Raw genomic sequence first — 13,137 nt, 5'->3', positions numbered from 1 at the left:
TGTTGGTTGCCTCGGGGTAATGGATGAACGTCGGCGGGCGAGCGCTTACTGCTCGCTCAGGCCCTTGAAGGCGGCGTCCTCGCGCTGCTTCTCATCCATGACGATGTTCTGCTGGGCGTCGGGGTCCATGACGTAGAGCGTCATGTAGCCACCGGCGCTGCGGTTGTAGATGGGACGCTGCCGGCGGATGAAGTCGGCGATCCGCGGATCGTGATAGCGGTCCTGGTAGATCTCCATCCACGAGAAGTACTGGCTGTCCTTGAGAAAGCCGGTGTACTGCTCATGGGGCGCCATGTCGCCCAGCGCCTCGGGGCTCTCGAAGGCCCTCAGGGCGAAGTTGACGGCGTCGCGGATGGTGTGGCCGTCGACCTCCAGGTTGAAGATGTCGTAGCCCTGGCGCTCGATGACCCGCATGTTGGTGATCAGGTAGAGCAGCGCGTAGTTCTGGTAGTGGGTCGCACGCCGGCCGCGGGCGATCTCCATCGGCAGCGCGCCTTCCTGGGTGATGTCGTGCAGGGCGGAGTAGATGGCGCTGACGCCGAAGCGGAACAGGTCGTTATCCTCGGTCAGCACGCCGACCATGCTGGCGTAGAGCGCCCGGCGGTAGAAGTGGTTGTTGCAGCAGCTGTTGCCGGGCTGGCCCTGGATATCGGAATGCTGGTGGGCCAGCTCGTTGAGCCAGGTCTCGATGCGTTCGCGCTCCTCCTGCATGCCCTCGATCTCGGGGCGCACCACCGAGTAGGCCAGGGCCGCGGCGAAGATCATCGACTCGGTGGCGAACCAGGCCTGGGGCTCCATGGAGTCGTAGTAGAAGTTGGTCAGTGCCTCGTCCTGGGACCACTTGTCGAGAAAGCGCACCAGGCACTCGGCGTAGTAGTCGTCACCGGTGGCGACGTAGCTGCCGGCCAGGTGAGAGACGTTGTCCTCGAACTGGAACAGCGGCTCCGAGGCCAGCTCCCACTCCTTGGGGCTGGGATAGTAGCCGGGAATCCGCATGCGGGTGTCGATCGGCTTGTACTGCAGCAGCTGCTCGCAGCTGGTGCCCGTCGACAGCCGGTCGATCTCCTGAAGCAGGATCGGGTTATCGGTGTCCTCGAGCAGCGCCATGCGCTGCTCGACGTCGAAGTAGGAGGCGTCGGGGGCCGTGACCTCGTAGTCCGAGAGGTCGAGCTTGGCGCGCGCCTCGAGGGTCATGGCCTGAGCCGTGGGCAGCCCGCCCGCGCCCAGCCCGCACAGGGCCAGGGACAGGCCGGCGAGCAGGCGCTGGGGCAGGGCGCCGCGGCGTGGGCCGCTGGTAGGAAGAGACATGGGGCTCCTCGGCATCAGGATCGGGGGGCGTAGAAACGGAAGCCGGCGAAGTCGGCGTACTGATCGCGGGGCGTGCGCCAGTCCTTGCCGTGGCCGCCGAAGAAGGTCGAGAACATCAGGCCGTCGATGGTCACCGCCTCGCTGGTGCGATAGGTGAGGCCGTGCTGCTCGAGGATCGGATGGCCGTCCACCCACACCCGGGCCACGCCGTTGTCCTGGCCGGGATCGTTGAGCACGATCTCCTGCTCCAGGGTCACCCACTGGCCGGTGGGGAAGCGCCAGCGGCCGCGGCCGACCGACTTGCCGTAGTCCTCGTGCTGGTCGACGGCATACTCGTAGAGCTCGCCCTGGCCGTTGGCTCGCCACATGTAGCGCATCGAGAAGCCGTTCTCGCCGTCGGCCTCCTCGCCGCCGCTGGGTGCCTCGCCGCCGTAGAGGCCGGGCAGCTTGCCGCCCTTGACGAAGTCGAAGCCCGGCTCGAAGCGCACCCGGTACTGCAGGCAGGCGCGTTCGGCCCCGGCCAGGCCCGGCGGTGCGGCGTAGAAGCCTGCGCCGCCCTTCTGGGTGTCACCCGGCGACGAGGTGCCCTCGGGGTAGTGGATGCGCAGGCCGGCCTCGTCGAGGCCGGTCTCGCCGGCGTCGAGCCGCTCGGCGTTGTCGGTGCCCCAGTCGCGGTGGGTGCCGAAGCCGTCGCGGATGGCGGCCTGGGCGTCCTCGGCCCGCAGGGCGGGGGAAGGCGAGGCGACCAGCGGATAGCGGGTCGAGCATGCCGCCACGCTGGGCGTGGTGAGTGCGGGGCCCTTGCCCTCGGCCAGGGCCGGCGTGCCGAGGCCGGGCAGCAGGGCCAGCATCAGCAGGGCCAGGGGGCGCTTGCTCGGGGTGACGTGTTCGGCTGACATATCGGGCTCCTGTCGGAGGCCGCCGCGCGGGCGGCCGGAATGTTCTCGGGAAGCGATGCCTGGGCTCAGCTGGCCTGGCGTTCCTCGCCGGCGAGCGGTGCCTCGTCGTTGTCGGCGTCGGTGAAGCGCTCGACCAGGCCGCCGAACAGCTGGCCGACGGAGCGGGCGCCCTGCCAGACCCATTCGGAGGCAGTGCCGATCAGCGGGGTCTCGGTGAAGCGCACGTCGACCGGGGTGCCGACGCTGTCGGCCGGCAGCGGCTCCTCGGGCACCAGCAGCACGCTGGCCACGTTCTGCTGCTGGCGTACCCAGCTGGGGAAGCCGGCGCGCGGCTGGCGTTCGATGTCCAGCGCCACGCTGCGCACCCGGGCGCTGATCGGGCCGGCGGTGTTGGGCAGCGAGATGTAGGCCTTCTGGTCCGGGCCGATGCGGTCGATGTCGTCCATGTGCACCAGGGCCTCGACCATGATGTCGTTATCGCCGGTGCGGATGAGCGTCATGATGCGCTCGCTCTCGTTGATGTAGGTGCCGTCGGAGCTGCTCAGCGCCCAGGCGACCAGGCAATCGCAGGGGCTATAGACCTCGTTCTGCGACTGGCGGGCCTCCAGCGCGGTGATCCGCGAGTTCTGGAAGTCGCGTGCGGTCTCGAACTGGTCGATGCGCGCCCGGGCGATCTCCGGCGATACCGTCTCGAAGCTCACCGACTCGCCGTTGGTCGGCTTGGCGGAGTTGGCCAGGCTGACCTGGCCGTTGCCGGCGTCGAGGTTCTCCTGGAGGTTGTCGATCAGCTGGCTGTTATAGCTCTGGGCGGCCTGGGCCAGGATCAGGTCCGACTCGAGGTCGACGTTCTTGACGCTGGTCAGCTTCTCGTCGCGCTCGACCCGGTCGCCGGCCTGGAGATCGTGGGCCTGGAGGATGCCCGGCCCCGGCGCGCGGATATCGATGCGCGGCGCGGTCACGGCGGCGAAGCTCGGCTCGATCAGCATGAAGTTGCGATAGGCCGTGGCGGCCGCCACCACCCCCAGCACGCCGAGGGCCATGAACAACGCCACGTAGCGGCCCAGCGGCTTGGGTGGACGCTGGGCCGGCTGCGGCTGGCCGGCGCTGCCGCGCTTGCGCGGCGTCTGCGGGTCCTCGCCGGTCATCAGGCCTTCCAGGTCGAGCTCGCGGCCGCTGAGGCTGGCGCGGACCATGCGCCGCAGCAGTTCCAGGTGGCCGGGGCTGATGTCGGTGATCTCGAAGCCGGCGGTGTGGCCTTGTTCGGTGGCCGTGCAGTGACGACATTCGGCGGATACGGGCACGATCATCTCGGCGCCGCCGGCCAGCAGCAGCAGCGAGGCCTTGACCCGGGCGCCCACGCGGATCGGGCGTCGGCTGTGCAGGGCGAAACCGCCCTGGGAGAGGTCGAGGCCGTCGAACACCTGGCCGTCGTCCATCTGCACCTGGAAGGCGCGGGTCACGCGGATGTAGCGGCGTTCGTCGCGGCGCTCGTGGGCGATGCCGGCCCCGGGCGCCTGGCCGGTGCCGGCACCGCGCCGCTCGGCCCGACCGTGATCGCGGGGGATGTCGCGTGAATTCTCGCTGCGCTGATCGCCCAGGGTGGGCTCGCTTCGATCGTGGTTGTCGGCGTAGTAGTCGGTCATGGGGAATCTCTCTCCTGGAGGTGCCCCCCGGCGGCTGCCTGCGAGGTCAGGAGCGGCCGGGTTGCATGCGGATGTTCAGGTCGACGAGGCCAACCGAGCGGTCGTCGAGTTCGAGGGCGCAGCCCCGCGTCGGGTCGCAGCTCACGGTCTCGCCGGCGTCGAGGGCCAGGGCGCGGCCGTCGGCATCGTGGAGGTGGCGGGCCAGGCCGGGGCTGACCTCGAGCGTGGTCGGCTCGTCGCCGGCGGCGCCGCTGAGGCGCTCGGTGCGCATGCGCTCTGTGGTGGCGGCGACGTCCAGCAGGCCTTCGTCCAGCGCCAGGCGTTCCGGCGGCAGCGTGACGTCACCGCTGTCGGAGCCGTCGGCGAGGATCATCGCCAGCCAGCGATTGGCGGTGCCGGTGTCAGCCTGGGCCTCGGCGGGGCCTTCGAGGATGGCCATGGCAGTGCGGTCCGGCGGCTGCATCACGCCGGTGGCCAGCACCAGCACGTAGAGCATCACCGCGATGAAGGCGCCGTGCAGCACGTGGCCCATGCGCCGCTGGCGGCGGACCGCGACCGGGTCGTTCGGCTCGCCGGCGGAGATGCCCTGACGCGACCACTTCTGGCGGTTGAAGCGGAAGCTGACGTAGGTCTTGAGCAGGGCGCCGAACACCTGGTTGTAGTAGATCAGCGGGATCCACAGCAGGCTGAAGCGGCCGCGCTGCCAGGCCAGGATCAGCGTCGAGATGCTGCGCGTGAACAGGATCCACAGCGCGTAGGCGAAGATGAACGAGGGCCGCACGAACAGGGTCACCAGGATCGCCACCGTGGGGCCGATCAGGGTCGTCCACATGGAGAGGCGCTGGTCGACCAGGCTCCACCAGGTGAACATGCCCATCGGGCGCGGCCCCAGGGCGATCGCCCGGCCGCTGGTGCGCAGCATGTTGCCGTACCAGCGGCGCATCAGATCGGTGGTCGACTTGAAGAAGCGGCGGCGGTCCGGCAGCTCCTCGAACCCGGTGACGTAGACGTCCGGCAGGTAGAGCATCCGCCAGCCGTTCTTGAGCAGCCAGTACCAGGTCGACTTGTCGTCACCCGAGAGGAACTTGAAGTTGCCGAAGCGCCAGTGGTCGACGCGGTCGTTCTCCACCAGCTCGATGAAGCTCGGCTGGGTGGCGAGGTCGAGGCGGAAGGCGCTGTAGCGGCCGGTCAGCACCAGCAGCCGGCGCGACACCGAGCCGGAGCTCATCACCAGGTGACGCTGGGCGTAGCGCAGGTCGTACCACTCCTTGGTGGCGTCGCCGCCGGTGACGATGGCGCTGTTGTTGGTGGTCAGCGCGCCCAGGTCCTCGTTGGTGCGAAAGAACGACAGCGAGCGCTCGAGGGTGTCGGGCTCGAGCAGGATGTCGCCGTCCATCGAGACCAGCAGCGCGTCCGGGGCCGGGGCGCGGCGCGAGATGGCGCGCAGCACCTCGGCCATGGCCGAGCGCTTGCCATCGCCCTTCTGGAACATGTAGCGCAGCTCGACGTTGGCGGGCCAGCCCATGTCGTCCATCACGTGGGTGATGATGTCGACGTCGGTGCGGTCGGACAGCGAGGCGAAGATGGTGGTCGGAACGCCGTAGTCGCGCACCTCGCGCACCAGCGCCTCGTAGACCCGGTAGCTGACGTCGGCGTCGATGCGGAACGAGGTGCACAGCACGTACAGCTCGCTGGGCTTGCCGGCCTCGCCGGCGGCGTCCGCCGCGGCGCGCAGCCGCGGGAAGACGCGCCGGTTGTACCACACCGAGCGCAACGCCTGGACGAACCACCAGGAGTAGCGCCAGGCGCCGATGGCCCCGATGGCGAAGAAGAAGCTCTTCGACGCCGGCGAGAAGACCTCGGGCGGCAGCTCGGTGAGCAGCACCACCAGCAGGGCCAGCAGCAGCAGCAGGGCGGTGAGCTCCGTCACCTTGCTGGCGACGGAGGTGTGGTCAGGGAGCTTCGACATGGCGAGGCCTCAGGACGCGACGGGACGGACGGAAGCGCCTCGACCGATGGCGTAGTAGGTGAGCCCGGCCTGCTGGGCGCTCTGGGGCGAGAAGAGATTGCGGCCGTCGACCACCACCGGAGCGATCAGGCGCTCGCGCAGCCTGGCGAAGTCGACGGTGCGGAAGGCCTTCCACTCGGTGCAGATGACCAGCGCGTGAGCGCCCTCGAGGGTCTCGTCGCGATTCTCGGTGAGGTCCAGGTCCTCGCGGTTGCCGTAGATCCGCAGGCACTCCTCGGCGGCTTCGGGGTCGTAGGCCTGGACGCGGGCGCCGGCCTGCCACAGGGCTTCCATCAGCGCGCGGCTGGGCGCTTCGCGCATGTCGTCGGTGTTGGGCTTGAAGGCCAGACCCCACAGGGCGATGGTCTTGCCGGCCAGGTCGCCGTCGAAGGCGTCGCTGAGCATCTCGAACAGGCGGCTCTTCTGGCGCGCGTTGACCTGCTCGACGGCGTTGATCAGGTGCGCCGGGTGGCCGGCGGCCTCGGCGGTATGGGCCAGCGCCTTGACGTCCTTGGGGAAGCAGGAGCCGCCGTAGCCGCAGCCCGGATAGATGAAGTGGTAGCCGATGCGCGGATCGCTGCCGATGCCGTGGCGCACTTCCTCGATGTCGGCGCCCAGGCGCTCGGCCAGGTTGGCCATCTCGTTGATGAAGCTGATCTTGGTGGCCAGCATGGCGTTGGCGGCGTACTTGGTCAGTTCGGCGCTGCGTACGCCCATGAACATCAGCTTGTCGCGCTGACGGTTGTAGGGCCCGTAGCACTCGCGCATGACCTGGCGCACGCGCTCGGACTCGGTGCCCACCACGATGCGCGAACCGCGGGAGAAGTCCTCGATGGCGGCGCCTTCCTTGAGGAATTCGGGGTTGGAGCAGACGTCGAAGTCGAGGCTCGCGCCGCGCGCTTCGAGGGTCGCGGCCACGGTGTCCGCCACCTTGCCGGCGGTGCCGACCGGTACCGTCGACTTGTCGACGATAATGCGGTATTCGGTCATGTGAGTGGCGATGGTCTCGGCGACCTTGAGCACGTGGCGCAGGTCGGCGCTGCCGTCCTCGTCGGAGGGCGTGCCCACGGCGATGAACTGCAGCAGGCCGAACTCGACCGCGGCCTTGGCATCGTTGGTGAAATGCAGGCGGCCGGCGTCCAGGTTCTGGTGGATCAGGCTCTCGAGGCCCGGCTCGTAGATCGGCACCTCGCCCTGGCTGAGGCGGGCCACCTTGTCGGCGTCCACATCGACACACATCACTTCATGGCCGACTTCGGCGAGGCAGGCGCCGGTGACGAGTCCTACGTATCCGGAACCAAAGATGGTGATCTTCATGGGCGTCTTGCTCCTGGTCGTGGTCGGAAACGAACGTCCTGTCCCAGGCCCCCGGCGGGGAGCAAGAGTCACGGACGATCGTGGATCTGCCAGGGGGAACAGCAAGCGCCGGGCCGAAATGAAAAAAAACCTTCTATGTCAGTTTATTAGGCTTGTCGGTGGCGGGGTGTGGGGGTGTGGCGACCCGTCTGCGGCGTGTCGGGCGGGGAAAAGCGTCGCGATAAAACGACAACATACCGTGTGGTGCGGTGGTAAAGGCGGTGTACGGGGTGCCGTCGGCGTGGCCTGTCGCCCTCAGGCATCACCGTCGGGAAATGGCGCAAAGGCCCATCGGGCGCGGCCTGCGCGTCATTGGCCGACGGGCGAGCGATGTTATATTAATCAATGCCGATGTACAGGTGTTGCATCGTATCGACATCCGCCCCGGATCGGCGCCATTCCGTGACGCCCGGGACCGACGTCCAACGAAAAAGGCGGCCCGCAGGCCGCCTTTTTCTCGCTCGAGGAACGGATCAGGTCCCCTTGGGCTCGCTTCTCAGCGCCTTGATCAGCGCGTAGCAGCCGACCAGCAGCACGAGAGTGAAGGGCAGGCCGGTGGAGACCGCCGCCGTCTGCAGCGCCGTCAGGCCGCCGCCCAGCAGCAGGGCGATGGCAATGGCGCCTTCGATGATGGCCCAGAAGATGCGCTGCGGCTTGGGCGCATCGACCTTGCCGCCGGCGGTGATCGAGTCGATGACCAGCGAACCGGAGTCGGAGGAGGTCACGAAGAACACGATCACCAGGATGATGCCGACGAAGGAGGTGATGGCGGTCAGCGGCAGCTGGCCGAGCATCACGAACAGCTTGAGCTCCAGCGCGGCGTCCTGCACGCCCTGGAAGCCGTCGGCGACCACCTGGTGGATGGCGGTGCCGCCGAAGGCGGTCATCCACAGCACCGAGACCAGGGTCGGCACCAGCAGCACGGCGATCAGGAACTCGCGCACGGTGCGGCCGCGGCTGACGCGGGCGATGAACATGCCGACGAACGGTGACCAGGAGATCCACCAGGCCCAGTAGAAGGCGGTCCAGCCCTGGCTGAAGTTGGCGTCGTCGCGGCCGAATGGCATCGACAGTGCCGGCAGTTCGGACACGTAGGCGACCAGGTTCTTGAAGAAGCCGGTGGCGATCAGCAGGGTCGGGCCGACGACGATCACGAAGGCCAGCAGCAGGAAGGCCAGCACCATGTTGAGCTGCGACAGGCGCTGCACGCCCTTGTCGACGCCCAGCAGGATCGAGCACAGCGCGATGGCCGTGATGCCCATGATCAACAGCACCATGGTGACGTTGCTGTTGGGCACGTCGAACAGGTAGTTGAGGCCGGCGGCCGCCTGGGAGGCCCCGAGGCCGAGCGAGGTGGCCAGGCCGAACAGGGTAGCGAACACCGCCAGGATGTCGATCAGGTGTCCCGGCCAGCCCCACACGCGCTCGCCCAGGATCGGATAGAAGATCGAGCGGATGGTCAGCGGCAGGCCCTTGTTGAAGGCGAAGATCGCCAGGGCCAGGCCGACGATGGCGTAGGCGCCCCAAGGATGCAGGCCCCAGTGGAAGATGGTGGCGGCCATGCCCAGGCGCTGAGCGGCGGCCGCATCACCGGCGGCGGCGCCCAGCGGTGCCCAGTCGGTGCGTACGCCGTTCTCCACGGTGGTGCCGGCCATCGAGGTGCCGAAGTGGGTCAGCGGCTCGGACACGCCGTAGAACATCAGGCCGATGCCCATGCCGGCGGCGAACAGCATCGCGAACCAGCCCGCATAGCTGAAGTCCGGCGTGGCATGGGCACCGCCGATGCGCACCTTGCCCAGCGGCGATACCACGATCCCCAGGCTGACCAGCACGAAGATGTTGCCGCCGAGCAGGAAGACCCAGCTCAGATTGCCGGTCAGGAAGCTGAAGATGGCGTCGAAGATCGGCTCGATCTCGGCCTGCAGGGCCAGCGTCAGGATCACGAAGATCAGGATCACTAGCGACGATACGGTGAAGACCTTGCCGTGCAGATCGACATCGAGGCCGAACTTGTTGGTGGTGATATTGTCCTGACCGATGACGTAATCGGTATCGATCAGGTTAGCCGGGCCTTCGGGGGCGGGGATGCCCTCGCCGGCCGCCGACTCCGGGGCTTTGTTGTCGTTCGTCACGGGATCTCTCCTTGTGGACGTCGAAGAACGAGTGGGAGGGCATCAGCCCTGGGGGCGAACCAGGAACACCGATGCCCGCGTATGGGTGGCGATCTTGCCGCCATGAGAAGGAAGCACGACATCCAGGTGCTTCGGGGGATGCGTCTGCATGATCACCAGATCGGCGCCCAGATCGTCGATCGCCTCGACCAGGACATCATCCAGGTCGGCGATGGGGTCGGGGCAGACGATCGCCTTGGCGTTGACCGGCTGGCCGTGCACCTGGGCGCGTTCCTGGGCGAAGGCCTCCAGCTTCTGCTGGTACTCGTCCGGGGTACGGGCCACGCTGCCCGGGGTATTGGCGATGACCGCCACGTAGCAGACCTCGGCATCGTAGTGCCTGGCCTGATCGGCGACGACCTGCAGCGATGGTTCGAACACGTCGGGGTGTGCCAGGTCCACCGGCACCAGTATCTTCTTGAACATGCCTGCGCTCCTTGTGGGTTGCGTCCGCGCTCACACGCTCAGTGTGGCCGCTGGTCGACGTTTGTGGGAGCCGCGCTTTCAACGGCGGCGGGCTCGCTATCGGTGTCGTCAGGGGGCACGCTTTCCCTTGTTTTCCTTATGTTCCGAGGGGCCGCGGCCCGATCGGATAAGCGATTCTAATCAAATGGGAAAGGACTGATAACCGTCGATTTGCGACGCATTCGGTTCCGGCAGCGTACTCGACGTGGAAAGAGTGCATCGCATACGCACGGGGGAGATGCCGCGCCGGCATCTCCCCCAATGGCAAAGCCCTTCCCGGTGGACCAGGATCAGCTCTGCGGCAGCCACTCCTGGACCAGGTCCTGGTGCTCCTCGACCCACTGCTTGGCGTTCTCGTAGGGATCGGAGTCTTCTTCCTGGTTCATGAGCATGACTTCGCCCATGTCTTCGGCGGTCCAGTGGAAGGCATCCAGGATGGCATAGGCCTCCGGCATGTCTTCCTCGAGGCCCTGGCGCACGATGGTGTGGATCTGCTCGGCGCCGCCGTAGACGTTCTTGGGATCCTCGAGATACTTGAGGTCCCAGCGTGCGAACATCCAGTGCGGCGTCCAGCCGGTCACCGCGATCTCTTCGTGGTTGTCGATGGCGCTCTTCAGGGCCGCGGCCATGGTGGCGCCGCTGCCGCTCTGCAGGTCCAGGTCGAGGTCGTAGGCATCGACGGCTTCCTCGGTCAGGCGCATGATGCCGGCGCCCGGATCGATGCCGGTTAGCTTGCCGTCGAAGTCGTCGGCGTACTGGTTGAGATCGGCGATGGAGTTGGCCTCGCTGTAGGCCGGGACCACCAGGCCGAGCTTGGTGCCGTCCAGGTTCACGCCGGTGTCGACCAGCTGGTCCTTGAGGCGCGCGTAGTAGTCCTCGTGGGTGGTCGGCAGCCAGCCGGCGAGGAAGGCGTCGGTATCGCCGGTGGCGACGGACTGCCACATGGCGGCGGCGGACAGCGAGGACATCTCGACGTCATAGCCGGCCTGCTCCAGCACCGCGCGCATCACGTTGGTGGAGGCGACGGTGGACGACCATTCGACGTAGGACAGGTGAACGGTGCCCTTGTCCTGGGCCTGGGCCGTGGCGGCGGTCAGGTTGGCACCGGCGATCAGGGCCAGGCCGGCGAGGCGCATCGGTTGCTTCAGCATTGTCGTTATCTCCCTTAGGAATGCATTGATGAGCTTGCTTAGTCAGGCCGCCGGATTCAACCGGCGGCCGTCAACGGCTTGGCGTCAGCCCTTGCCCTGCTTGCGCAGCGACTGGGTCAGGCGGTCCAGCAGCATGGCCAGAATCACCACGGCGATGCCGGCCTCGAAGCCGTCGCCCGGGCGCAGCCGTTGAATGGCGCGCCAGACCTCGCTGCCCAGGCCGTCGGCGCCGATCATGGCGGCGATGACCACCATCGACAGTGCCAGCATGATGGTCTGGTTGATGCCGGCCATCACCGTGGGCAGCGACAGCGGCAGCTGCACCTTGAACAGCTTCTGGCCGCGGGTGGCGCCGTAGGCGTCGGCGGCTTCCACCAGCTCGGTGGGCACCTGGCGGATGCCCAGAGTGGTGAAGCGGATCGCCGGCGGCATGGAGAAGATCACGGTGGCGAAGATCGCCGAGACCGAGCCGATGCCGAAGAACGGAATCGCCGGGATCAGGTAGACGAAGGCCGGCATGGTCTGCATGAAGTCCAGCACTGGCATGATCGTCTTGTAGAGCCGCTCGGAGAGTGCCGCGGCGATGCCCACCGGCAGCGCGATGACCACCGCTACCAGGGTGGCGATCACCACCAGGGTCAGGGTTTCGATCATCGGATCCCACAGGCCCAGGTCCATGATCAGCGCCAGGCCGGCCACGGCACCGATGGCCAGGCGGATGTTGGCCAGCCACCAGCACAGGCCGGCGATGATCACCAGCAGCGACCAGTCGGGCAGCCACATCAGGGCATCGTTGAGGCCGTCGATGCCGGTCTGGGTGATACCGGAGATGCCGCGGGTCACGCCCGAGTATTCGCTGGTCAGCCAGTTCAGGCCATTCTCGATCCAGTCGCCCAGCGGGATGCGCGGAAATTCGATAGCCATCAGTGATCTCCTGCCTGTGCGAGTTCGTCGAGGACGGCGCCTTTCACCACCACGCCTTGAAGCACCTGGTCGTCATCCACCACGGCGATGGGGAAGCGGTTCTCGCTGAACATGGCGAACAGGTTGTGCAGCGGTTCGTCGCGGGTGACCTTGCGGAAGTCCTGGGTCATCACCTCGGTGACGGTCTGCTTGCCGTCTTCCAGCGCCTGGCTGGCGGCGTCGGCGTCGATCAGGCCGATCAGGCGGCGATCGCGGTCGAGGATGTAGATGGAATCGAGGCTGTGGTCGCGCATCTTGCGCAGTGCGGTGCGCGGGCCGTCGGTGTCACGCACCGTGGAGCGGACCTTGCGCATGGCGCTCTCGGCGCTGAGGATGCGCGACTTGTCGACGCCCTCGATGAAGCGGCGCACGTAGTCGTCGGCGGGCTTGGTGAGGATCTCCTCGGGGGTGCCGATCTGCACCACCTCGCCGTCCTTGAGCAGCACGATGCGGTCGCCGATGCTCAGCGCCTCGTCGAGGTCATGGGTGATGAAGACGGTGGTCTTCTTCATGCGGTGCTGGAGCTGCAGCAGCTCCTGCTGCATGTCACCGCGAATCAGCGGATCGAGCGCCGAGAAGGCCTCGTCCATCAGCAGTACGCTGGCGTCGTTGGCCAGGGCGCGGGCCAGGCCGACGCGCTGCTGCATGCCGCCGGAGAGCTGACGGGGATAGGCGTCTTCCCAGCCCTCCAGGCCGACCTGCTTGAGCGCATTGCGCGCGGTCTCGGTGCGCTCCTTGGCATCGATGCCGCGGATCTCGAGGCCGAACTCGGCGTTCTGCTGCACGGTGCGGTGGGGGAACAGGGCAAAGTTCTGGAACACCATGGAGAAGTGGCGGCGGCGGCATTCCAGCAGCTCCTTCTCCTTGAGGCTCGGGATGTTCTGCCCGTCGATGACGATTTCGCCCTCGGTGGGATCGATCAGGCGGTTGAGGCAGCGGATCAGGGTCGACTTGCCGGAACCGGACAGCCCCATGATCACCAGCAGTTCCCCCTCGTAGACATCGAAGTCGATGTTCGACAGGCCGAGGGTCTGGCCGGTCTTGTCGAGGATTTCGGGACGCTTCAGTCCCTGGTCACGCAGCTCCAGCGCCTTCTTCGGCTGAGCGCCGAAGACCTTGCTGAGGTTGCGCACCCGAATCTTGACGTTTCGGTTGTCACTCATGGGCGAGCCT

At 67.3% G+C, this 13,137-nt stretch carries 10 protein-coding genes; all 10 read right to left on the bottom strand.

The window, feature by feature from the left end; genetic code table 11:
• Window positions 1–45 precede the first annotated feature (45 nt).
• Window positions 46–1,308: an alginate lyase family protein gene (locus MYL53_RS09975; RefSeq protein WP_247853638.1), complete on the bottom strand. Its 1,263-nt coding sequence runs from the start codon at window positions 1,306–1,308 to the stop codon at window positions 46–48.
• A gap of 14 nt (window positions 1,309–1,322) precedes the next feature.
• Window positions 1,323–2,207 carry a polysaccharide lyase gene (locus tag MYL53_RS09970; RefSeq protein ID WP_247853637.1) on the bottom strand — a complete coding sequence of 295 codons (885 nt, stop codon included), beginning with the start codon at window positions 2,205–2,207 and terminating at the stop codon, window positions 1,323–1,325.
• 65 nt (window positions 2,208–2,272) lie between these two features.
• Complete coding sequence (locus tag MYL53_RS09965) at window positions 2,273–3,850, bottom strand: PilZ domain-containing protein (protein ID WP_247853636.1); 1,578 nt, start codon at window positions 3,848–3,850, stop codon at window positions 2,273–2,275.
• 46 nt (window positions 3,851–3,896) lie between these two features.
• The gene (locus MYL53_RS09960; RefSeq protein WP_247853635.1) at window positions 3,897–5,819 is read right to left on the bottom strand and encodes a glycosyltransferase; all 1,923 of its coding nucleotides are present in this window, start codon (window positions 5,817–5,819) and stop codon (window positions 3,897–3,899) included.
• A gap of 9 nt (window positions 5,820–5,828) precedes the next feature.
• Entirely contained in the window at window positions 5,829–7,175 is a 1,347-nt protein-coding gene (locus MYL53_RS09955; protein WP_247853634.1) for a UDP-glucose dehydrogenase family protein, read from the bottom strand.
• Window positions 7,176–7,687: 512 nt separating this feature from the next.
• Complete coding sequence (locus MYL53_RS09950; protein ID WP_247853633.1) at window positions 7,688–9,346, bottom strand: BCCT family transporter; 1,659 nt, start codon at window positions 9,344–9,346, stop codon at window positions 7,688–7,690.
• 42 nt (window positions 9,347–9,388) lie between these two features.
• The gene (locus tag MYL53_RS09945; protein WP_247853632.1) at window positions 9,389–9,811 is read right to left on the bottom strand and encodes a universal stress protein; all 423 of its coding nucleotides are present in this window, start codon (window positions 9,809–9,811) and stop codon (window positions 9,389–9,391) included.
• Window positions 9,812–10,140: 329 nt separating this feature from the next.
• Window positions 10,141–11,001, bottom strand: coding sequence for a glycine betaine ABC transporter substrate-binding protein (locus tag MYL53_RS09940; protein WP_247853631.1), 861 nt, complete (start codon window positions 10,999–11,001; stop codon window positions 10,141–10,143).
• Between the two features lie 84 nt (window positions 11,002–11,085).
• On the bottom strand, window positions 11,086–11,919 hold the full coding sequence (locus tag MYL53_RS09935; protein WP_345740373.1) for an ABC transporter permease: 834 nt from the start codon (window positions 11,917–11,919) through the stop codon (window positions 11,086–11,088).
• A 5-nt stretch (window positions 11,920–11,924) separates the two neighbouring features.
• Window positions 11,925–13,127 (bottom strand): quaternary amine ABC transporter ATP-binding protein, encoded by a 1,203-nt coding sequence (locus tag MYL53_RS09930; protein ID WP_247853629.1) that lies wholly within the window; start codon window positions 13,125–13,127, stop codon window positions 11,925–11,927.
• Window positions 13,128–13,137 lie beyond the last annotated feature (10 nt).

Origin of the sequence: Halomonas getboli, assembly GCF_023094245.1 — a bacterium.
GTDB classification, from domain to species: Bacteria; Pseudomonadota; Gammaproteobacteria; order Pseudomonadales; family Halomonadaceae; genus Halomonas; species Halomonas getboli.
Note: the sequence above shows the minus strand (reverse complement) of the source record. Positions and strands in the feature narration are given on the sequence as shown.

Excerpts from the sequence above, each read along its gene's own strand:
- MYL53_RS09940 (WP_247853631.1), bottom strand. The coding sequence starts at position 11,001 with ATGCTGAAGCAACCGATGCGCCTCGCCGGCCTGGCCCTGATCGCCGGT.
- MYL53_RS09970 (WP_247853637.1), bottom strand. The coding sequence starts at position 2,207 with ATGTCAGCCGAACACGTCACCCCGAGCAAGCGCCCCCTGGCCCTGCTG.
- MYL53_RS09930 (WP_247853629.1), bottom strand. The coding sequence starts at position 13,127 with ATGAGTGACAACCGAAACGTCAAGATTCGGGTGCGCAACCTCAGCAAG.
- MYL53_RS09975 (WP_247853638.1), bottom strand. The coding sequence starts at position 1,308 with ATGTCTCTTCCTACCAGCGGCCCACGCCGCGGCGCCCTGCCCCAGCGC.
- MYL53_RS09955 (WP_247853634.1), bottom strand. The coding sequence starts at position 7,175 with ATGAAGATCACCATCTTTGGTTCCGGATACGTAGGACTCGTCACCGGC.
- MYL53_RS09960 (WP_247853635.1), bottom strand. The coding sequence starts at position 5,819 with ATGTCGAAGCTCCCTGACCACACCTCCGTCGCCAGCAAGGTGACGGAG.
- MYL53_RS09965 (WP_247853636.1), bottom strand. The coding sequence starts at position 3,850 with ATGACCGACTACTACGCCGACAACCACGATCGAAGCGAGCCCACCCTG.
- MYL53_RS09945 (WP_247853632.1), bottom strand. The coding sequence starts at position 9,811 with ATGTTCAAGAAGATACTGGTGCCGGTGGACCTGGCACACCCCGACGTG.